General features: G+C 74.8%; 17 protein-coding genes and 3 pseudogenes. 17 read left to right on the top strand and 3 right to left on the bottom strand.

Annotated features, from left to right (window positions below):
• Positions 1 to 248: 248 nt before the first annotated feature.
• From EV384_RS26310 to EV384_RS26290, 6 genes and pseudogenes are all read left to right on the top strand, one after another.
• Positions 249 to 953: pseudogene (locus EV384_RS26310) on the top strand (AfsR/SARP family transcriptional regulator); the annotation flags it as partial.
• Between the two features lie 340 nt (positions 954 to 1,293).
• Positions 1,294 to 1,428, top strand: a complete 135-nt coding sequence (locus EV384_RS36900; RefSeq protein WP_278045643.1) for a hypothetical protein — start codon at positions 1,294 to 1,296, stop codon at positions 1,426 to 1,428.
• Positions 1,425 to 3,701: an FAD-dependent oxidoreductase gene (locus EV384_RS26305; RefSeq protein WP_130337440.1), complete on the top strand. Its 2,277-nt coding sequence runs from the start codon at positions 1,425 to 1,427 to the stop codon at positions 3,699 to 3,701. Before EV384_RS36900 ends, EV384_RS26305 begins: the two co-directional genes overlap by 4 nt.
• Positions 3,698 to 4,018, top strand: a complete 321-nt coding sequence (locus EV384_RS26300; RefSeq protein WP_130337439.1) for a putative quinol monooxygenase — start codon at positions 3,698 to 3,700, stop codon at positions 4,016 to 4,018. The genes EV384_RS26305 and EV384_RS26300 overlap by 4 nt, the downstream gene beginning before the upstream one ends.
• A complete protein-coding gene (locus EV384_RS36895) occupies positions 4,015 to 5,241 on the top strand; it encodes a cytochrome P450 family protein (RefSeq protein WP_130337437.1) in 1,227 nt (408 codons plus the stop codon). The genes EV384_RS26300 and EV384_RS36895 overlap by 4 nt, the downstream gene beginning before the upstream one ends.
• Positions 5,242 to 5,304: 63 nt before the next feature.
• Positions 5,305 to 5,958 carry a TcmI family type II polyketide cyclase gene (locus EV384_RS26290; protein WP_130337435.1) on the top strand — a complete coding sequence of 218 codons (654 nt, stop codon included), beginning with the start codon at positions 5,305 to 5,307 and terminating at the stop codon, positions 5,956 to 5,958.
• 199 nt (positions 5,959 to 6,157) lie between these two features.
• On the opposite strand, the gene ygiD is transcribed toward EV384_RS26290, so the two are convergent.
• Entirely contained in the window at positions 6,158 to 7,027 is an 870-nt protein-coding gene (gene ygiD, locus EV384_RS26285; RefSeq protein WP_242624300.1) for a 4,5-DOPA-extradiol-dioxygenase, read from the bottom strand.
• 396 nt (positions 7,028 to 7,423) lie between these two features.
• On the opposite strand from ygiD, the gene EV384_RS26280 reads away from it, so the two are divergent.
• The 6 genes from EV384_RS26280 to EV384_RS26255 all read left to right on the top strand — a co-directional run bounded on the left by EV384_RS26280 (position 7,424) and on the right by EV384_RS26255 (position 13,171).
• Positions 7,424 to 9,499 carry a heavy metal translocating P-type ATPase gene (locus EV384_RS26280; RefSeq protein WP_130337433.1) on the top strand — a complete coding sequence of 692 codons (2,076 nt, stop codon included), beginning with the start codon at positions 7,424 to 7,426 and terminating at the stop codon, positions 9,497 to 9,499.
• Between the two features lie 196 nt (positions 9,500 to 9,695).
• On the top strand, positions 9,696 to 10,097 hold the full coding sequence (locus EV384_RS26275; RefSeq protein ID WP_130337431.1) for a TOBE domain-containing protein: 402 nt from the start codon (positions 9,696 to 9,698) through the stop codon (positions 10,095 to 10,097).
• An 11-nt stretch (positions 10,098 to 10,108) separates the two neighbouring features.
• Entirely contained in the window at positions 10,109 to 10,876 is a 768-nt protein-coding gene (gene modA / locus EV384_RS26270) for a molybdate ABC transporter substrate-binding protein (protein WP_207232660.1), read from the top strand.
• A gap of 39 nt (positions 10,877 to 10,915) precedes the next feature.
• Positions 10,916 to 11,707, top strand: a complete 792-nt coding sequence (locus EV384_RS26265; protein ID WP_130340830.1) for an ABC transporter permease — start codon at positions 10,916 to 10,918, stop codon at positions 11,705 to 11,707.
• Positions 11,704 to 12,765, top strand: a complete 1,062-nt coding sequence (locus EV384_RS26260; RefSeq protein WP_423202918.1) for an ABC transporter ATP-binding protein — start codon at positions 11,704 to 11,706, stop codon at positions 12,763 to 12,765. The genes EV384_RS26265 and EV384_RS26260 overlap by 4 nt, the downstream gene beginning before the upstream one ends.
• Positions 12,766 to 12,883: 118 nt before the next feature.
• The gene (locus tag EV384_RS26255; RefSeq protein WP_130337427.1) at positions 12,884 to 13,171 is read left to right on the top strand and encodes a hypothetical protein; all 288 of its coding nucleotides are present in this window, start codon (positions 12,884 to 12,886) and stop codon (positions 13,169 to 13,171) included.
• 15 nt (positions 13,172 to 13,186) lie between these two features.
• Here the strand turns inward: EV384_RS26255 and EV384_RS26250 are convergent.
• Both EV384_RS26250 and EV384_RS26245 read right to left on the bottom strand, forming a co-directional pair.
• Positions 13,187 to 14,875: pseudogene (locus EV384_RS26250) on the bottom strand (alkaline phosphatase family protein); the annotation flags it as partial.
• A gap of 231 nt (positions 14,876 to 15,106) precedes the next feature.
• Positions 15,107 to 15,832: pseudogene (locus EV384_RS26245) on the bottom strand (CDP-alcohol phosphatidyltransferase family protein); the annotation flags it as partial.
• A gap of 91 nt (positions 15,833 to 15,923) precedes the next feature.
• Here EV384_RS26245 and EV384_RS26240 point away from each other — a divergent pair.
• The 5 genes from EV384_RS26240 to EV384_RS26220 all read left to right on the top strand — a co-directional run bounded on the left by EV384_RS26240 (position 15,924) and on the right by EV384_RS26220 (position 20,217).
• Positions 15,924 to 16,901, top strand: coding sequence for a zinc-dependent alcohol dehydrogenase (locus EV384_RS26240; protein WP_130337414.1), 978 nt, complete (start codon positions 15,924 to 15,926; stop codon positions 16,899 to 16,901).
• Positions 16,902 to 16,904: 3 nt separating this feature from the next.
• Positions 16,905 to 17,303 (top strand): 6-pyruvoyl trahydropterin synthase family protein, encoded by a 399-nt coding sequence (locus tag EV384_RS26235; RefSeq protein WP_130337413.1) that lies wholly within the window; start codon positions 16,905 to 16,907, stop codon positions 17,301 to 17,303.
• 3 nt (positions 17,304 to 17,306) lie between these two features.
• Positions 17,307 to 18,344 (top strand): glycosyltransferase family 4 protein, encoded by a 1,038-nt coding sequence (locus EV384_RS26230; RefSeq protein ID WP_130337411.1) that lies wholly within the window; start codon positions 17,307 to 17,309, stop codon positions 18,342 to 18,344.
• Positions 18,341 to 19,156, top strand: coding sequence for a class I SAM-dependent methyltransferase (locus EV384_RS26225; protein WP_130337409.1), 816 nt, complete (start codon positions 18,341 to 18,343; stop codon positions 19,154 to 19,156). Before EV384_RS26230 ends, EV384_RS26225 begins: the two co-directional genes overlap by 4 nt.
• Before the next feature lie 92 nt (positions 19,157 to 19,248).
• Positions 19,249 to 20,217, top strand: a complete 969-nt coding sequence (locus EV384_RS26220) for a lysylphosphatidylglycerol synthase domain-containing protein (RefSeq protein ID WP_242624532.1) — start codon at positions 19,249 to 19,251, stop codon at positions 20,215 to 20,217.
• Positions 20,218 to 20,260 lie beyond the last annotated feature (43 nt).

Raw genomic sequence — 20,260 nt, 5'->3', positions numbered from 1 at the left:
CTCATCGGTCCGGGCGGCGGTCGGACGGCCGACCGCGCATCGACGCGGTGTGGTGACGATGACGGCGTTCGTCATCCTCGGCGCGATGTCGTTCGCGGTCAGGGCGCCAGCGGGCCGCCCGACAGTGGCGTCGTGGACCGGCCACTCCGCCAGGGCGGCTCTCGCCGACCAGGGTCCCGGTGCAGGGGGGTTCGATCGTGACCGCTGAGGAGAGGTTGTCCGCGACAGGCAGCACCCGACCACGGTCGGTGTCCGACGTCCAGCCGAGGATCCGCCTCCTGCTGCTCGGCGGCTTCCGGCTGCTGCACGGCGGGCGGACCGTGGTGGTGCCGCGCGGCCTGCAACGCAGCATCGCCCTGATCGGCCTGCGCCCGGGGGCCAACCGTACCCAGCTGGCGGCCCTGCTGTGGCCGGAGGTTTCGGAGGAGCGCGCGCTCTCCTCGTTGCGCACGGCGCTGTGGCGGCTGCGCCGGGATCCGATCTGCCCGGTGGTCACCGTCGGCGACACCGTCCGGCTGCACCCGGTGGTCGACCTGGACGTCGACGAGCTGGCCAGGGTCGCCGCCCGGGTGAGCCAGGGCGGTGACCCGCGCCCGGCGGCGGCGGTCCTCGCCGCCGGGCGTCACGACCTGCTGCCCGGCTGGTACGACGACTGGGTGCTGGTCGAGCGGGAACGGCTCAGACGGTTGCGGCTGCACCTGCTCGACGAGCTGGCCCGGGCCCACCTGCGCGCCGGTGAGCACGGCGAGGCGTTGCAGGCCGCGCTCGAGGCGATGGCGGCCGATCCGCTGCGCGAGGCGCCGCACCAGCTGGTGGTCGCGACGCACCTGGGGGAAGGCAACGCGTACGAGGCGCTGCACGCCTTCCTGGCCTACCGCGATCTACTGCTGCGCGAGCTGCAGCTCGAACCGTCCGCGGCGATGTGCGCGCTGATCAGCGACGTGCTCGCGCCGGCGTAGCGGCGCCCGGTCCGTCGCGGACGATCCCGGCCCGCCCCGCCTGTCGGCGCCGCCGGAGCCGCTGGTGGCTGGCCACCGAGTGTCCTCACAGGACGCGGTCGCCCCGCTGCCGAAAATGACAATGGTCGACGCGTTGTCGCGGGGCTCCACTGTGCCGCGGCCCGTCCCTGCGGCGTCAACGGCCGTGGACTCGACACCGGTCGCCGGTGACGGCGGCGTGACGCGTCGTCCGGCAGGGTCGCAGCACGACGTCGTCGTGGTCCGGGCGGCACCGGTGGAGCCCTTGCCGCCCAAGGAGGAAGAACCTCCGCGGGGATCAGGAAGGAGATCCGTGATGATCCGCAAACTGCTGCTCGTCGTACGCGAGTCCTGCCGGATGGCTGTCGACGTCTTCCTGGTCAGTGCGCGCGGCTACGGCGGGGTCATCAGCCCGATCGTCTCCCGCAGGCGATCCAAGGAGAATTCATGATCAGGGCGATGGCCCGGCTACGGGTGCGCCCGGGGTGCGAATCCGCCGTCGAATCCGCCTGGCGAACGGCCGCCGGTCAGCTCAGCCGGCTCGCCGGCAGCCTCCGGCGGGAGCTGCTGCTCGACGCCAACGATCCGCGCTCGTTCGTCGTCGTCACCGAGTGGGCCGACGAGTCCGCGCTGCACGACTACGAGAACGGACCGGTGGCCGCGCGCTTCGCCGAGGCGATCCGCCCTCTCCGCGAGACATCGGGGGCGGAGAACTACCGGGTGATGCGCAACCCCGACGGCAGGGGATCGAAGATCTTCGTGGACATCGAGCTCACCGTGCCGGCCGACCGGCTGGCGGAGTTCGAGCGCGGGTACGCCGAGGTCGCCGCACGGATGGCGGAGGTGCCGGGGTACCTGCGCGAGGACCTGCTGCGCGAGCCCGGATCGGACGTCCACCACATCTTCGCCGAATGGCGCGGCGAGGCGGAGTTCTACCGCTGGATCGGCAACCCGGCACACGCGCAGGAGGAGGCCGGGCCGATCGCGCCGTTCCTCCTCGACATCCGGCGCCGCCTCTTCCACGACGTGGCCCATCCCGAAAGCAGGCGAGGCCCGAGTACGGGCAAGGAGATCGACGTGCACACGACAACGGACGTACTCATCGTCGGAGCGGGGCCCACCGGGCTGACCGCCGCCGTCGAGCTGGCCCGGCGCGGCATCGAGTGCCGGGTGATCGAGAAGCAGGCCACCCCGCCCGCCCAGGCCGACAAGGCGATCGGCATCCACTGCCGCACGATGGAGATCTGGGCGGACCAGGGCATCGTGCGGGACGCGATGGACGGCGGGATCTGGCTCACCGGGAACATGGTGTTCGTCAACGGCGTGCAGACCCATCGGATGAGCTGGGAGCTGCCGGAACTGCCGTACGCGCACCTCGGCCTGCCCCAGTACGAGACCGAGCGCATCCTCACCGAACGGCTGGCCACCCTCGGCGTGCGCCCGCAACGCGGCGCCGAGCTGATCGCGTTCACCGAGGGCGACGACGGCGTGCTGGCCACCGTCGCGACCGGCGGCGGCGAGGAGACGGTACGCGCGAAGTACCTGGTCGGCTGCGACGGCGCGCACAGCAGGGTCCGCGAGCTGCTCGGGCTGACGTTCTCGGGTGGGCTGGGCCGGTTCCCGCAGCTGTTCATGCTCGGTGACGTGGACGTGGACTGGGACATGCCGGAGGGTCACCTGCTCCGGTTCATGCACGAGACCGACGGCCGGATGGACGGGATGCTGGTCTGCGTCCCGCTGCGCGGCGAGTCCCGGTACCGGATCGCGACGCTGGCGCCGCCCCGGTTCTTCGCCGAGACCGGCGGGAAGGACGCCCCGCCGGGGTTCAGCGAGGAGCTCGCCGAACCGACCCTCGCCGACATCCAGGCCGCCATCGACCACCTGGCCCCGGCCGGCACCCGCGCGTCGAACCTGCGCTGGTCGTCGGTCTTCCGGATCAGCCACGGGATCGTGGACCGGTACGGCGCCGGCCGGGTGTTCGTCGCCGGCGACGCGGCGCACCTGCACCCGCCCGCGGGCGGTCAGGGCATGAACACCGGGATCCAGGACGCCTGGAACCTGGCGTGGAAGCTGGCGCTGGCGGTGCGGGGGATCGCCGCGCCCGGGCTGCTGGACAGCTACGAGACCGAACGGCGCCCGGAGGGCGAGGAGATCGTCGGGCGCGCGGTGCGGATGGCCTTCACCGACGAGCTGGACCGCAACGACCTGAAGCGTCAGTTCCTGCAGGAGATGTCGATGCTGCTCAGCTACTCGGACAGCCCGCTCGTCGGCGAGTCGCTCTCCGCTCCCGACGCCCTGCGGGCCGGTCCCGGGCCCGGCGACCGCGCTCCCGACGTCGGCGGCCTGCAGCGACGGGGCGTCGGGCATCCGCTGCGGCTGCACGACCTGACCCGCGGCACCAGGCACACGTTGCTGGTCTACGCGGACGGCTCGGCCGACGAGGGGACCCTGGCCGCGGTGGGGAAGCTGTGCGCCGACGTCCGCCGGCAGACGTCCGGCCAGATCGACGTGTACCTGCTGCTCAGCCCGGACGCCCGCGCGCCGTGGCTGCTCGACCCGCCGGTGGTGCGGGACGCCGGGGGCGAGTTCCGGGCCGCGTACGGAGTCGCCGGCACCGCGCTGTACCTGGTTCGTCCGGACGGGCACGTCGGGTTCCGCAGCCAGCCGATCGACGCCGACGCGCTCAGCAAGAACCTGCAACTGGTCTTCGGAGGCGTGCGATGACGACCGTACGGACCGTGCTCGCGATGCGTACCAGGGAGGGCTGCGAGGAACGGTTCGAGGCGGAGTGGCGCTCGGCGGCTGAGGAGATCCGCACGCTGGACGGCTGCCTGCACCAGGACCTGGTCCGCGACGCCGACGACCCGCGCAGCTACCTGATCATCAGCGACTGGGCGGACCGCGAACGGCTGGACGCCTTCGGCCGCAGCGAGCAACGCGACCGGCTGCTGCGCATGATCCGCGAGCTTCGCGAATCCGCGTACCGGCACACCTACCAGGTTCTGCACAGCGTGCGGAGCGAGCCGGAGGAGTTGCGATGACCGACGATGCCGTACCCGCGTCGGAGCTCTACACCGACGAGTTCGCCGCCGACCCCTACCCCGCCTTCGCGCAGCTGCGGGCCGACAAGCCCGTCTGCCCGGTCAGCTCGCCGCGCTTCGACTCGTACCTGATCACCCGCTTCGACGACGCCAAGGCGGCGCTGACCGACCCCCGGCTCTCCAAGGATCTGTACGGCCCCGACCAGCACTACCTCCGGATCTTCGGGCCGAACTCCGAGGGGTTGAACAAGAACATGCTCAACTCGGACCCACCGGAGCACACCAGGCTGCGCCGGATCGTGTCGCAGGCGTTCGCGCCGCGCCGCATCGAGGCGCTGCGACCCCGGGTGGCGCAGATCGTGGACGACCTGCTCGACAAGATTGTCCCGCAGGGCCAGTCCGAGCTGATGCACGACTTCGCGATCCCGCTGCCGATGAGGGTGATCAGCGAACTGCTCGGGATACCGGAGGCCGACCACGACCGGGTCCTGGACTGGACCCAGGTGATCAGGACGTCCGGGTCGTCCGGCCGTAGTCCCCAGGAGGACCGGGCGGCCGTGCAGGAGGCCCAGCTGCGGCTGCACCACTACTTCGCCGACCTGGTGCAGGCCAAGCGCGCACACCCCGCCGACGACATGATCAGTGCGCTGATCGAGGCCTGCGACCACGACGGGAAGCTCTCCGAACCGGAGCTCGTCACCACCTCGTTCCTGTTGCTGTTCGCCGGGCACCAGACCACCGCGGACTTCATCGGCAACGCGACGGTGGCCCTGCTGACCAATCCCGACCAGCTCGAACTGCTCCGCGCCTCGCCGGAGCTCCTGCCCTCGGCGATCGAGGAGCTCCTCCGGTTCGACGGCCCGTTGCCGGTGGCCAGCCCCAGGATCGCCACCGAGGACGTCGAGTACCAGGGCGTCAGCATCCCGCGCGGCGCCATCGTCGGCGTGGTGATCAATTCGGCGAACCACGACCCGGCGCACTTCGCCGACCCGGACCGGCTGGACCTCTGCCGCGAGCGCGGCCCGCACATCGGCTTCGGTCACGGCGTCCACTACTGCCTGGGGGTCTCGCTGGCCCGGATGGAGGCGCAGATCGGCATCGGGGCGCTGCTGCGCCGGCTACCGGAGCTGCGGCTCGGGGTGCCGGTCGCCGAGCTGCGCCGGCTACCGGCGGCGTCGCCGTTCCGTGGCCTGCTGGAGCTTCCGGTCCGGTTCACCGCCTGACCCGTTCGCTCACAAGGGATCACTGTCCACTCAGTCACCGTCAAACTCATCCGAGGAGCAGTCATGGTCTTCCGAAACGTGATCGTCTGTCACATGGTTCCGGGCAGTGAGAACATCGTCGGGGATGTCTTCGGCTACTACGACAAGACGACCCGGCCGCAGGACCTCGGGGTGATCGGGCGGATCCTGCTCTCCCATGAGGACCTCTACATCCACGTCATCGAGCGCGAGCAGGACCCCAAGGTGTCGGGCCAGACCCGTGGGCTGCCCGCGTTCCAGCAGATCGCCGAGGCCATCGGCCCGTACGTGACGCCGTACCCGAGGTACTGGAAGAACCCCTCCGACTCCGTCGCGAAGGAGTTCTACCGGTGGGTGTCGGACGGTGAGGCGCCGGCGGAGACGACGCTGATCGTGATCGTCGGTCGGATCAAGCCCGGCGCCGAGCCCGACGTCGCGCGAATCTTCGCCGAGTCCGACGCCGGGTCGCTGCCGGTCCAGCTGGGCATCACCGGGCGCTGGCTGTACTCGATCGACGACGTCTACGTCCACCTCCTGGAGCAGGAGGCGTCGAAGGCCGAGGCCGCTCGGGACAACCACGACAAGAAGCCGGCCTTCGCCAAGATCATGGCGGAGCTCAGCCCGTTCATCAGCCCGTACAACCCGGAGGCCGGGCGCGGACCGGCCCGGGAGTTCTACCGCTGGCGCGCCGACAGCTGACCGCCGCGACCCGCCGGCTCCGGGTCGCCAGGTCGGCTTTCCGACACGTCGACACCGTGCCGTCGCCGGCGGCATCGTGCTGCGCCGATCAGGCCGGCGATCCAGTGGCCGCGGCGGCCGTCTCGGCCGAGCTGCACCGGCTCGGCGCCGGGCCGGTGCAGCGGTGAAGCCCGCCGCCGACGGCTCGTGCGGGCCGCGGTCAGATGTTCGCCGAGTCCGCCGGCACGTCGGCCGGCAGCGAGGGCGCGCCGGTCGCCGGCGCCGCCGGCCGGCAGCTGAGCCCCAGGGTGTACGCGGTCATCGAGAGCGATCCGTACGCGTACCCGTCGACCAGCACCTCCGGGCGGCCCGCGGCGGTGTCGGCCAGCCCCGCCAGGTACAGCAGCGGGATGAAGTGGTCCGGCGTCGGGACGGCCAGGTCGTAGTCGCGGTGGCCGTCCAGCCGGGCCGCCTCGGTCGGCGCGCCGAGCAGGACCTCCCGGGCCGCGTCGTCGAAGCGCCGCGCCCAGTCGAAGCCCTCGTCGGTCAGCCGCGGGTCCACCCCGCCAAGGTTGTGCACCACGTTGCCGCTGGCCACGACCAGCACCCCGCGCTTCCGCAGCGGCGCGAGCCGGGCCCCCAGGTCCAGGTGGTAGTCCAGCCCCTTGAACGCGTTGATGCTCAACTGCACCACCGGGACGTCCGCGTCGGGGAAGGCGTGCGTCAGCACCGACCAGGTGCCGTGGTCGATGCCCCAGGAGTCCACGTCGGCGCCGACCCAGGTGGGGTGCACGGCGTCGCTGATCTCCTCGGCCAGCTCGGGCAGCCCCGGCGCCGGGTACTCCAGGTCGAACAGTTGCCGCGGGAAGCCGTAGAAGTCGTGGATGGTGCGGGGTCGCGGCATGGCCGTGACGGCGGTGGCGCCGATGTACCAGTGCGCGGAGACGACCAGGATCGCCCGGGGTCGCGGCACCGCCCGCCCGAAGTCCCGCCACGCGGTGGTGTACCGGTTGACCTCGAGGGCGTTCATCGGGTTGCCGTGGCCGAAGAAGGCCGCGGGCATCACCGTCTCCGTCGTCTGGCTGCTCATGCCGCTCCCCGGGCCGACCGTGCCCCGAGGCTAACCCGGACCGCCCGCCGGTGTCCCGCCGACGGGGCCCGGGCCGGCCGGGTCAGGCCTGGTAGGCGAGGTCCACCATCATGCCGGTTCCGGCGTGGTAGGCGTGTGGCAGTGGGTCATCCACTGCCCGGGCTTGTCGGCGTCCAGGTCGCCCGCAACGCCGCCGGTTGATCCCGGTTGACGCCGCCCGCGGAGCTCCCATCGCCGTCTCCTTCCGTGCTCCCGACCGTTGCTCCGGTCCGGGCCGGTCGGACACGGAAGGATGGCCCTTGCCCAGGGGTCGAAGGTCACTACCCCTCCGGGGTACGCCACGAACGTTGTCTCATACCCCTGGGGGGTATATGGTGCTTGTGGAGGTGGAGTTCGATGGAACAGGAACACCAGCCGCCCGCGCACCAGGACGCGGTGAGGGGCGGGCACCACGGCCACGGCGGCGGGCACGACAAGCACGCGGGGCACGACCCCGAGCAGTTCCGGCGCAAGTTCTGGCTGAGCCTGGCGTTGACGCTGCCGATCGTGGCCACCAGCCACATGGTGATGGAGTGGTTCGACTACTCGATCGACTTCCCGGGCATCAGGTGGGTCGGCCCGGTCCTCGGTTCGGTGGTCTTCTGCTACGGCGGCTGGCCGTTCCTCGTCGGCGGCGTCCGGGAGGTGCGGGCCCGCACGCCCGGCATGATGCTGCTGATCTCGGTGGCGCTCGTGGTGGCGTACGCCGCCTCCGTCGCCACCAGCCTGGGCGCCTTCGACCTGGACTTCTGGTGGGAGCTGGCGGCGCTGGTGACCATCATGCTGCTGGGGCACTGGCAGGAGATGAAGGCGATCGGTCAGGCGCAGGGCGCCCTGGCCGCCCTCGCGGCCCTGCTCCCCGACGACGCGGAACGGGTCGACGACGGCGAGGTCCGGCGGGTGCCGGTCGCCGAGCTGCGGGTCGGTGACGTGGTGCTGGTCCGCTCCGGCGGCCGCGTCCCCGCCGACGGCCGCATCGTCGACGGCGCCGCCGCACTGGACGAGTCGATGATCACGGGGGAGTCCCGGCCGGTGTCGCGCGCCGTCGGAGACCGGGTGGTCGCCGGCACCGTCGCCACCGACTCCGCCCTGCGGGTACGCGTCGAGGCCGTCGGCGAGGACACGGCCCTCGCGGGCATCGGTCGGCTGGTCGCGCAGGCGCAGGCCTCCAGCGGGCGCGCCCAGGTGCTCGCCGACCGGTTCGCCGCGCTGCTGTTCTACGTCGCCGCGGTCGCCGCGGTGGTCACGTTCCTCGCCTGGGGAGTGGCCGGCAACCTCGGCCAGGCGGTGGTGCGGACGGTCACCGTGCTGGTGATCGCCTGCCCGCACGCCCTCGGGCTGGCCATCCCGCTGGTGATCGCCCTGTCGACGGCGCTGTCGGCCCGGGCCGGCATCCTGGTCAAGGACCGCCTCGCCCTGGAACGGATGCGGACGGTCGACACCGTGCTGTTCGACAAGACCGGCACCCTGACCAAGGGCAAGCACACCGTCACCGGCGTGGCCGCGGCCGGCGGGCTCGGCGAGGACGAGGCGCTGCGGATCGCGGGAGCGGTCGAGGCCGACAGCGAGCACCCGCTGGCCCGGGCGCTGGTGCAGGCGGCGCAGGACCGCGGCCTGCGGGCCCGGGCCCGGGACTTCCGGTCGCTGACCGGCCGGGGCGTCCAGGCGGTCGTCGACGACACCACCTGGGCGGTCGGCGGCCCGGCCCTGCTCCGCGAGCTCGGGGTGGCGGTCCCCGACGAGCTGACCCGGGCCGCGGAGGGCTGGTCGGCGCGGGGCGCGGCGGTGCTGCACCTGGTCCGGCTGCCGCAGGGCGGCCGGCCGCAGGTGGCCGCCGGCTTCGCCCTTGAGGACGAGGTCCGGCCGGAGGCCCGCGCGGCGATCGCGGAGCTGCGCGAGCAGGGGGTGAAGAAGATCGTCATGATCACCGGAGACGCCCGGCCGGTCGCCGAGGCGGTCGCCGCCGACCTGGGCTTTCGCCCCGGCGTGGACGAGGTCTTCGCCGAGGTGCTCCCCGCCGACAAGGACAAGGCGGTCGCCGAGCTCCAGGCCCGTGGCCTCACCGTGGCGATGGTCGGCGACGGCGTGAACGACGCCCCGGCGCTGGCCCGCGCCGACGTGGGGCTGGCCATCGGCGCCGGCACCGACGTGGCGATCGAGTCGGCCGGGGTGATCCTGGCATCCTCCGACCCGCGCGCCGTCACCGGCGTGATCCGGCTGTCCCGGGCGTCGTACCGGAAGATGCTCCAGAACCTGGCCTGGGCCGCCGGTTACAACGTGGTGGCCATCCCGCTCGCCGCCGGCGTGCTGGCCTGGGCCGGGATAGCGCTCAGCCCGGCGATCGCCGCGGTGCTCATGTCCGCCTCCACCATCGTGGTCGCGCTCAACGCGCAACTGCTCCGCCGGGTACGCCTGACCCCCGATTCGCAGTGACGGCGGAGACGCCGGGGCCCGGTCCCGGCGTCGCCGGTTCCGCCCGTCGCCCTCGGGCCGGCACGTCGTCGACCCGACCCGCCGGTGGAACTTCGGCCGCTGCCCGCAGGCGCGGTCCATCTTGAGTCTGTCGGCTTGAGGATGCCAGGGTTCAGACGGCTTCCCTATCGCAGGTGCGGCCCGTTAGGGTGACCGCGTGACGGTGTTCCGGATCGGCGAGGCCGCCGAACTGCTCGGGGTCAGCCCCGACACGGTCCGCCGCTGGATCGACGCCGGCCGGCTGGCCGCCAGCCGGGACGACCACGGTCACCGGGTGATCGACGGCGTCGACCTGGCCGCGTTCGTCCGCGCCCCGGGGCACCCGGAGCTGTCGTCCGCCCGCAACCGGCTGCGCGGGATCGTCACCGCGGTCGTCAAGGACACGGTGATGGCGCAGGTCGACATCCAGGCCGGGCCGTTCCGCATCGTGTCGCTGATGAGCCGCGAGGCCGTCGACGACCTCGACCTGGCGGTCGGGTCGGTGGCGGTGGCCGTGATCAAGTCGACGACCGTCGTGGTGGAACGCGCCACCGCGCCCAAGGGAAGGACCACCCCGTGACCGTACGGTGGATCCGTGCCGCCCTCGCCGGAGTGGCCGCGCTGACCCTCGGCCTGGCCGGCTGCGGCGGCGGCGGCGCGCCCGCCGGAAAGGCCGGCGGCGGGCGGGTCACCGTCTTCGCCGCCGCCTCGCTGACCGAGACGTTCACCCGGCTCGGCCGGGACTTCGAGGCCGCCCACCCCGGTACGACGGTGACCTTCAACTTCGCCGGCAGCTCGGCGCTGGCCAACCAGATCACCCAGGGCGCCCCGGCCGACGTCTTCGCCGCCGCCTCACCCGCGACCATGCGGACCGTGACCGACGCCGGCGAGGCCGCGGAGAGCCCGGTCACCCTCGCCCGCAACCAGCTCGTCATCGCGGTGCCCCGGGGCAACCCCCGGGGGATCAGCGGCCTGGCCGACCTGACCCGGCCCGGGGTGAAGGTCGCGCAGTGCGCCGAGCAGGTGCCGTGCGGGGCGGCGGCGCGCACGGCGCTCGGCGCGGCCGGCGCCCGGTTCACCCCCGCCACCCTGGAGCAGGACGTCAAGAGCGCGCTGGCCAAGCTGAAGCTCGGCGAGGTCGACGCCGCGCTGGTCTACCGCACCGACGCCCGCGCCGCCGGGTCCGACGTGGACGCGGTCGAGTTCGCCGAGTCGGCGCGCGCGATCAACGACTACCCGATCGTCGTGCTCAAGCGGGCGGGCGACCCGGCCGCGGCCCGCGCCTTCGTCGACCACGTCCGTTCCGACGCCGGCCGGGCGGTGCTCACCGCCGCCGGATTCCAGCCCCCGCAGGCGTAGGTGCCGGCCCGCGACACCGCCGCTCCGGCGGCCCGCCCGATGCGGCGGCCCCGGCGCCGGGTGCCCCTCGCGCTGCTCCTGCCCGCCGGGCTCGGGCTGCTCTTCCTCGTCCTGCCGCTGGTCGGGCTGCTCGCCCGCGCCCCGTGGACCACCCTGCCGCAGCGGCTGGCCCAGCCCGGCGTCCTCACCGCGCTGCGGCTCTCCCTGCAGACCGCCACCCTCGCCACGCTGCTCTGCGTCGTCCTCGGCGTGCCCCTGGCGTGGCTGCTGGCCCGGGTCGAGTTCCCCGGCCGACGCCTGGTCCGGGCACTGGTCACCGTCCCGTTGGTGCTGCCCCCGGTGGTCGGCGGGGTGGCGCTGCTGCTGGTGTTCGGCCGCCGCGGGCTGCTCGGCTCCTGGCTGGACGCCACCTTCGGGGTGACCCTGCCGTTCACCACCACCGGGGTGGTGCTCGCCGAGGCGTTCGTCGCCATGCCGTTCCTGGTCATCGCCGTCGAGGGCGCGCTGCGCGGCGCGGACCCGCGCTACGAGGAGGCCGCCGCCACCCTCGGCGCCGGCCGCTGGATCACGTTCACCCACGTCACCCTGCCGCTGGTCGCCCCCGGCATCGCCGCCGGGGCGGTGCTCTGCTGGGCGCGGGCCCTCGGCGAGTTCGGCGCCACCATCACCTTCGCCGGCAACTATCCCGGCCGGACGCAGACCATGCCGCTCGCCGTCTACCTCGCCCTGGAGACCGACCTGCCGGCCGCGATCGTGCTCAGCCTCATCCTGCTCGCCGTCTCCGTCGCCATCCTGGCCGGGCTGCGGGACCGCTGGGTCGGCGCCCCGTGACCGCCCCGCCCCTGCTGGACGCGCACCTGGTCGCCGACCGGGGCGCCTTCCACCTCGACGTCCGGCTGCGGATCGCCGCCGGCGAGGTCGTCGCGCTGCTCGGCCCGAACGGCGCCGGCAAGACCACCGCGCTGCGGGCGCTGGCCGGCCTGCACCCGCTCACCGCCGGCCACCTCACCCTCGGCGGTGTCGACCTCGACCGCCCCGACCGGCGGCGCTGGGTTCCGCCCGAGCGGCGCCCGGTGGGCGTCGTGTTCCAGGACTACCTGCTCTTTCCGCACCTCAGCGCGCTGGACAACGTCGCGTTCGGCCCCCGCCGGCACGGCGCCGACCGGCGGGCCGCGCGCGACCGGGCGCAGGGCTGGCTGGCCCGGGTCGGCCTCGGCGAGCAGGCCCGCCGCCGGCCCCGGCAGCTCTCCGGTGGGCAGGCCCAGCGGGTCGCCCTCGCCCGGGCGCTCGCCGTCGACCCGACCCTGCTGCTGCTCGACGAGCCGCTCGCCGCCCTGGACGCGGGCACCCGGCTGGACACCCGGGCCGAGCTCCAGCGGCACCTCGGCGGCCACTCCGGCGCGACGCTGCTGGTCACCCACGACCCGCTGGACGCCTTCGTGCTCGCCGACCGGCTGCTCATCGTCGAGCACGGGCGGGTCGTCCAGGAGGGCGACGCGGCCAGCGTCACCGCCCGGCCGCGCACCGACTACGTGGCCCGGCTGGTCGGGCTCAACCTGCACCGCGGCCGCGCCGACGGGCACACCGTCCAGGTCGGCGAGCTGACCCTCACCGCGGCGGACCGGGTCGTCGGGGATGCCTTCGTCGCCTTCCCGCCCGCCGCGGTCGCCCTGCACCCGGCCCGACCCGACGGCAGCCCCCGCAACGTCTGGCCGGCCACCGTCGGCGGGGTGCAGCGGCACGGCGACAACCTGCGGGTCCAGCTCGACGGCCCGATCACGGTCGCCGCGGACGTCACCCCCGCCGCGGCGGCCCACCTGCGGCTCGTCCCCGGCCAGCCGGTCTGGGCGGCGGTCAAGGCCGCCGAGACGCACGCCTACCCGGCGTGACCGGGGGCGACGGCCCGGCGTGACCGCCGTCTCGTGGACGCCGCCGCCCCGCTGAGGGAGGTTTGACCTGGCCCTGACGGGTCAGTCAGACAGAGAGCGACGACGAGAGGGGTTCGGCGTGACCGACACGACGCAAACCCGGTCCAGCCGCGAGGCCGTCCTGCCGGACGACGTGACGGACCCGCTGCTGTGGCGGGCGGCGTACGACGTCGCCGCCGCGCACGAGCCGGACGAGGAGGGCCGGTGTCCCAGCCTGCTCTGCGGCCACCAGAGCGCCCCGTGTGAGCCGATGGTCAACGCCCGGCGGGCGATGCGCCTGGCTCGCGCCGGCACGTCGGGCGGCCGGGGGTCCGAACCCCGGGAGACGCCGGTGCCGCGGGCGCGGGACCGCCGCGCGGCGGCCTGACCGGCGCCGGACCGGTCACCGGGCGCCCTGCGGGCCGAACGCGGTGAGGAAGCGGTCCCGGAAGGTGTCCATCCGCCACACCGGGGCCCGCGGCCCGGGCCGCAGCCCGTCCTGCCAGCCCCAGCCGGCGATCCGGTCGAACATCTTCGGGTCGTGCGCCACCACGGTGATCGGCACGTCCCGGCTGGCGCCCTCACCGGTGACCGCCGCGGCCGGCTGGTGGTCGCCGAGGAAGACCAGCACCAGGTCGTCCCCGCCGTACGTCAGCACGTAGGAGACCAGGGTGTCGAGCGTGTACTCGATGGAACGCCGGTAGTCGGCGCGGATCTGCGTGGCGTCGCGCTGCACCACGTCCCGGCTGCCGCCCGTGCTGGTGGCGGCGTCGTGGAAGATCGAGCCGTCGCCGACCGCGTCCCAGCCGACCGGCTTCGGGATGGCCGACCAGGGGGAGTGGCTGGAGACCAGCGGGATCTCCGCCATCAGCGGGGCGTGCGGCCGGTCCCGCTCCAGCCGCTGGAAGGTGGCGAGGGTGTACTGGTCGGGCATCGGCGCGTAGCTGAACTTCGGGCCGCGGTAGGCCAGCTTCTCGGCGTCGTAGTAGCGGTCGTAGCCGAAGAACTTCCCCTCCGGCCAGGGCTGGGTGGCCGCCGGCATGACACCCACCGTCTGCCATCCGGCCCGGTGGAACGCGCCGTTGAGGGTCAGCCGGTCCCCGGCCAACAGGTCCCGGTGGCGCTGGTCGTTGTCGATCCAGAGCCCGGAGAGCAGCGTGGCGTGGGCCAGCCAGCTCCCGCCGCCGAAGGTGGGGGAGGTGAGGAAGCCGCTGCGGGCGTCGTACCCGGCCGCCCGCAGCCGGCGGTAGCCGTCGTCGAGCACCGCGTCGACCTGCGGGGCGAACTCCGGGTCCTCGACCGCGTCCCGGCCGTAGCTCTCCACGAACGCGACCAGCACGTCCTTGCCGCGCAGCCCGGTCAGCAGCCGGTCGCCGGGGACGTCCCGGAAGGCGTCGGTGGCCGCCTCGCCGGCGAATGCCTCCCGGTCGTGGAGGCCGGCCCGCACCTGGCCGGCGTGCGCCGCGACCAGCGTGGTCGCCGCCCGGTCCGCGACCGGCACGCCGGGGGCGAGCCGCACCCCGAACACGGCGCAGCCCAGCCAGAGCACGGCCAGCGCCGCGACGGCGCGGACCGTGGCGGGGCGGTGCCGGACCATCAGCCGGGTCAGCCGCAGCACCGACAGGGTGAGCAGGACGAACAGCGCGGCGGCGAGGAGCAGCACCCCGGCCGCCGCGGCGACCGCGCCGCCCCGGCCGACCGAGTCGGTGAGGAAGCCGAAGCCGTCGTCGAAGAGTCCCCAGTCGAGCAGCACGTCGAACGGCCGGTCGCGGGCCACGAAGAAGCCCATGTCGAGCAGCTTGAGCACGGTCAGCAGGCCGAGCGCCAGACCGAGCGCCACGGCCACCGGCCGGCGGGCCCGGGCCGGCAGGACGAGCAGCAGCGCGACGGCGACCAGCGCCTCCACCGGGATCCGCAGGAACGCGCCGGGCCGGAGCCGGCCCAACTGGTCCGGCGCCACGAGCGCGGCCAGCACCAGCACCGCGGCGAGCCCGGTGAGGGCGCCCGCCACGACGCGGCGGCCCCGGGTTGCGACCACCGTCGAGGGGGCGCCGTCGTCGTCCGCCGGTGTCACTGCCGGTCGGCGGAAGCGCGTGAAGAGTGACAATCTCGGTCCTTCCCTGCGGTGTCCGCCGTGCGGGCTGTCGTGGCGGTCGGCTCAGACCGGCTGGTGGGCCGTCCACCGGGCCGCGGCCGGCTCGCCGGTGGCGGCGTGCGTGGCGCGGGTGACGGTGACCCGCATGGCGCGCGGAACGGTGACGTGCCGGACGGTCACGTGCCGGACGGTGACGTGCCGGACGGGCACGTGCGGCACGGTCACGTGCGGAACCGGGACGGTGACCTGCGGGACGGGGACGGCGGCGGGGCGGTGCCGCCACAGCCAGGCGACGTCGTGGCCGAACGACTCGACCAGCATCGCCAGCGCGCCCGCCACCAGCACGGTCGTCGCGGCCCGGGGCAGGGTGCCGGCGGACGCGACGGCCAGCACGACGCCCTGCGCGGCCGCGACCACCTTGCGCCAGTACCGCAGCGGCAGCGTGCCGCGCATCCAGGGCAGCAGCCAGCTCGCGACCACGAAGGCGTACCGCATCCCGCCGATGACCAGCACCCAGCCGCCGACGGCCGGCGCCAGGTGGACGCTGAGCACCAGGATCAGGAACGCGTCGACCTCCATGTCGAACCGCGCGCCGAGATCGCTCGCGGTCCCGGTGCGTCGGGCCACCCGGCCGTCGACCGCGTCGAGCGCCAACGCCACGGCGGTGAGCGGGACCAGCACCGCCACCGGCGCCGGCCGCGACCAGGCGTCCACCGTCAGGGCCAGCACGCCGCCGACCAGGACCGCCCGGGTCAGGGTCACCCGGTCCGCCGGGCCGAGCGCGTCCGCCCCGGCCGCCCGCAGGCCGCGCAGCAGCAGGCCGCACAGGGTCGCACCGTACGCGAGGCCGGCCAGCCAGCCCGCCGCGCCGAGGCCGACCGTGCCGGCCAGCCCCGCCAGCAGGACGAACTGGGCGATCAGCCCGAGTACCGGGCCATTTCGAACCGTGGACACCCTGCCTCCGTGTCTATGATCGACAACCCTGCCACTCAACACGGGAAATACGGCCGTCCGGTTCGGTCCGGATGCGGAAAGAGGGAAATTCGTGACCCGCGACGCCCGCGCCTTCTGGCTCCGCGCCCCCGGCGAGGGCGAGATCCGGTCGGTGACCCTCCCCGCCCCCGGCCCCGACGAGGTTCTCGTCCGCACCCGCTACTCGGGCGTCAGCCGGGGCACCGAGACCCTGGTCTTCGCCGGCCGGGTCCCCGCCGACCAGTACGCCACCATGCGCGCCCCGTTCCAGGAGGGCGACTTCCCGGCCCCGGTGAAGTACGGCTACCTCAGCGTCGGAGAGGTCGAGGAGGGGCCCGACGCGCTGCGCGGGCGGACCGTCTTCTGCCTCTATCCGCACCAGACCGCGTACGTCGTGCCGGCCGACGCGGTGGTGGTCGTACCGGAGGGGGTGCCGGCGGCCCGGGCGGTGCTGGCCGGCACGGTGGAGACCGCGGTGAACGCGCTCTGGGACGCCGCGCCGCTGGTCGGCGACCGGGTCACCGTGATCGGCGGCGGCATGGTCGGCTGCTGCGTCGCCGCCCTGCTGGCCCGCTTCCCCGGGGTACGGACCGAGCTGGTCGACGCCGACCCCGCGCGGGCCGCGGTGGCCGCCGCGCTCGGCATCGACTTCGCCCTCCCCGCCGACGCCGCCGCCGGACGGGACCTGGTGGTGCACGCCAGCGCCAGCGCCGCCGGCCTGCAACGCTCGCTGGAGCTGCTCCGCCCCGAGGGCACCGTGCTGGAGCTGAGCTGGTACGGCGACCGCCCGGTCACACTCTCGCTCGGCGGGGCGTTCCACTCGCGACGACTGCGCATCCGGAGCAGCCAGGTGGGTACGGTGTCGCCGCGGCGGGCCGACCGGAGCTACCGCGACCGGCTGGCGCTGGCCCTGGACCTGCTCGCCGAGCCGACCTTCGACGCGCTGCTCACCGGCCGGTCCCGCTTCGCGGAGCTGCCCGACGTGCTCGACCGACTGCGCACGGGCCGGCTGCCCGCGCTCTGCCACCTCATCACCTACGACGGGGAGTGATCCGTGTTCAGCGTGACCGTCCGTGACCACATGATGGTCGCCCACAGCTTCACCGGCGAGGTCTTCGGGCCCGCCCAGCGGCTGCACGGCGCCACCTTCGTCGTCGACGCCACCTTCCGCCGCCCCGACCTCGACGCCGACGGGATCGTCGTCGACATCGGCCTGGCGACCGAGCAGCTCAAGGCCGTCCTGGCCGAGCTGACCTACCGCAACCTGGACGACGAGCCCGACTTCGCCGGGGTGAACACCACCACCGAGGTGCTGGCCCGCACGGTCGCCGACCGGCTCGCCGAGCGGATGCACGCCGGCCGGCTCGGCGACGGCGCGCGCGGCCTGGCCGGCATCACCGTCACCCTGCACGAGTCGCACGTCGCCTGGGCCAGCTACGAGCGGCCGCTGTAGCGGATGACCACGGTGCACGTGGTGCTGCCGGGCGACATCGACGATCCGGCCACCCCCAGCGGCGGCAACGGCTACGACCGCCGGGTCTGCCGGGGACTCGCCGCGGCCGGCTGGACCGTCCGGGAGCATCCCGTGCCCGGCGGCTGGCCGCGACCGGGGGCGGGGGAGCGGGCCGCCCTCGCCGGGGTGCTCGCGGGGGTGCCCGACCGCGCGCTGGTGCTGCTCGACGGACTCGTCGCCTCGACCGTGCCGGAGGTGCTGGCGCCGCAGGCCCGCCGGCTGCGCCTGGTGGTGCTCGTACACCTGCCGCTGGAGACCGACGCCGAGGCCGAGGCACTGGCCGCCGCCACCGCCGTGGTCACCACCAGCGAGTGGACCCGCCGCCGGCTGCTCGACCGGTACGCCCTGCCCGCCGACCGGGTCCGGGCGGCCCCGCCCGGGGTCGACCCGGCGCCGCCGGCCACCGGCTCGGCGGCCGGCTCGGCGCTGCTCTGCGTCGCGGCGGTCACCGCGCACAAGGGTCACGACGTGCTCGCCGCGGCGCTGGCCGCGGTCGCCGACCTGCCCTGGACCTGCGACTGCGTGGGCGCGCTGACCCGGGATCCCGACTTCGTCGACCGGCTGCGCGGGCAGCTCACCGGCGCCGAACTCACCGGCCGGGTCCGCCTGGTCGGCGCCCGCACCGGCGCGGCCCTGCACGACGCGTACGCCCGCGCCGACCTGCTGGTGCTCGCCTCGCGGGGGGAGACGTACGGGATGGTGGTCACCGAGGCGTTGGCCCGGGGCGTACCGGTGCTGGGCACCGAGGTCGGCGGGCTGCCCGAGGCGCTCGGGCGCGCCCCTGACGGCAGCCGGCCCGGCCTGCTCGTGCCGCCCGACGACCCGGACGCGCTGGCCGGCGCGCTCCGCCGCTGGCTCACCGACCCCGCGCTGCGGGCCCGGCTGCGCCGCTCCGCCCGGGACCGGCGGGACACCCTCACCGACTGGGCGGTCACCTCGACCCGCCTGGCGGCCGTACTGAAGGAGGCGACGGCGGCATGACCACCCCACTCCCGCCCGACTTCGCGGACTGGCTGCGGCTGCGCGAGCCCGCCGACGCCGCGGCCCGCGCCACCGGACTGGTCGACGTGGTCCGCCGCCGGCTGGCCGGTGACCGGCCGCTGGTCGTGCACGACCTGGGCACCGGGACCGGCTCGATGGGGCGCTGGCTGGCGCCGCTGCTTTCCGGGCCGCAGCACTGGATCCTGTACGACCGGGACGCCGGCCTGCTGGACCGGGCCGCCGCCGACCTGGTCGACGCCGCCGCCGACGGCAGCCCGGTCACCGTCGAGACCCGGCGCGCCGACATCACCCGGCTGACCGCCGCGGACCTCGCCGGCGCCGGCCTGGTCACCGCGTCGGCGCTGCTGGACATGCTCACCGCCGAGGAGGTCGAGCGGGTGGTGGCGGCCTGCGCCGGGCACCCCACGCTGTTCATGCTCACCGTGGTCGGCCGGGTCGAGTTCACCCCGGCCGACCCGCTGGACGCGGAGTTCGCTGCGGCGTTCGACGCGCACCAGCGCCGTACCGTCGACGGCCGCGCCCTGCTCGGGCCGGACGCGGTCGAGGCCACCCGGGCGGCGTTCACCCGGCGGGGGATCGAGGTGCTGGTGCGGCCCAGCCCGTGGCGGCTCGGCCCGGAGCAGGCGGCGCTGACCGCCGAGTGGTTGGCCGGCTGGCTCGACGCGGCCGTCGAGCAGCGGCCGGAGCTGGCCGCCCCGGCCGGGGGGTACCGGCGGCGGAGGCTGGCCGAGGCGGCCCAGGGCCGGCTGCGGGTGCTGCTGCACCATGCCGACCTGCTGGCCGGCGGGTGAACCGGACCGCCCCGCCGTACGTGACACCAGGTGGACTGAGGGAGGACCGCTTGTCGCACGCGACCATCGCCGCGCCCGTCGTACCCCCGGTGGTGACCGCAGCGTCCCCGGCCGCGCCGGCGGCGAGCCCCGCGGCCCGGTCGCCGTGGGCCTGGGTCCGCACGCTCGGTGGGCTCGGGGTGCTCGCCGCCCTGGTCTGGTGGGTGGGCACCGGCCCGTTCCTCGACGGGCTGCGGCTGATCGACGGCCCGGCGCTCGCCGCAGCCCTCGCCATCGGCCTGGTCACCACCGTCTGCTGCGCCTGGCGGTGGGCGCTGGTCGCGGGCGGCCTCGGCGTGCGGCTGCCGATGGGCGCCGCGGTGGCGCACTGCTACCGCGCGGTCTTCCTCAACTCGACCCTCCCCGGCGGGGTGCTGGGCGACGTGCACCGCGCGGTGCGGCACGGCCGGGACGCCGGCGATGTCAGCCGGGGCATCCGCGCGGTGGTCTGGGAACGCACCGCCGGACAGGTCGTCCAGCTCGTCATCGCCGTGGCGGTGCTGGCGGCGCTGCCCTCGCCGGTCCGGCCGTACCTGCCGGCGGTGACCGGCGCGCTGCTCGTCGCCGGGCTGGGCCTGGCCCTGCTCGCCCGGGCGGCGCCCCGCTCCGGCGCGTCCAGGTGGGGGCGGGCGCTGCGCACCGCGGTGGCTGACGTCCGGTCCGGCCTGCTCGCCCGGCGCACCTGGGTGGGCGTGGTGGTCGCCTCCGCCGTGGTGGTCGCCGGCCACCTGGCCACCTTCGTGGTCGCGGCGCGCACCGCGGGCGCCGACGCGCCGCTGTCCCGGCTGGTGCCGCTGACGTTGCTGGCCCTGCTGGCGATGGGGCTGCCGGCCAACGTCGGCGGGTTCGGCCCGCGCGAGGGGGTCGCCGCGTGGGCCTTCGCCGCCGCCGGCCTGACCGCCGCGCAGGGCGTCGCCGCCGCCATGGTGTACGGCGCGCTGGTGCTCGTCGCGAGCCTGCCCGGCGCGGCCGTGCTGGTGGTGCGCCGGTTCCGGACCACGGCGGCCAGCACCGACCGCTGACCGCGCCTACCCTGGACCTTGGTATGCGCTGCCGGCGCGTCCG

The organism is Micromonospora kangleipakensis, assembly GCF_004217615.1.
In the GTDB taxonomy this organism is placed as follows: domain Bacteria; phylum Actinomycetota; class Actinomycetes; order Mycobacteriales; family Micromonosporaceae; genus Micromonospora; species Micromonospora kangleipakensis.
This window is presented reverse-complemented; position numbering and strand designations above follow the sequence as displayed.

Coding starts and splice junctions, on each gene's coding strand:
- EV384_RS26230 (WP_130337411.1), top strand. CDS start 17,307: ATGACCACGGTGCACGTGGTGCTGCCGGGCGACATCGACGATCCGGCC.
- EV384_RS26265 (WP_130340830.1), top strand. CDS start 10,916: ATGCGGCGGCCCCGGCGCCGGGTGCCCCTCGCGCTGCTCCTGCCCGCC.
- EV384_RS26290 (WP_130337435.1), top strand. CDS start 5,305: ATGGTCTTCCGAAACGTGATCGTCTGTCACATGGTTCCGGGCAGTGAG.
- EV384_RS26280 (WP_130337433.1), top strand. CDS start 7,424: ATGGAACAGGAACACCAGCCGCCCGCGCACCAGGACGCGGTGAGGGGC.
- ygiD (WP_242624300.1), bottom strand. CDS start 7,027: ATGAGCAGCCAGACGACGGAGACGGTGATGCCCGCGGCCTTCTTCGGC.
- EV384_RS26305 (WP_130337440.1), top strand. CDS start 1,425: ATGATCAGGGCGATGGCCCGGCTACGGGTGCGCCCGGGGTGCGAATCC.
- EV384_RS36900 (WP_278045643.1), top strand. CDS start 1,294: ATGATCCGCAAACTGCTGCTCGTCGTACGCGAGTCCTGCCGGATGGCT.
- EV384_RS26300 (WP_130337439.1), top strand. CDS start 3,698: ATGACGACCGTACGGACCGTGCTCGCGATGCGTACCAGGGAGGGCTGC.
- EV384_RS36895 (WP_130337437.1), top strand. CDS start 4,015: ATGACCGACGATGCCGTACCCGCGTCGGAGCTCTACACCGACGAGTTC.
- EV384_RS26225 (WP_130337409.1), top strand. CDS start 18,341: ATGACCACCCCACTCCCGCCCGACTTCGCGGACTGGCTGCGGCTGCGC.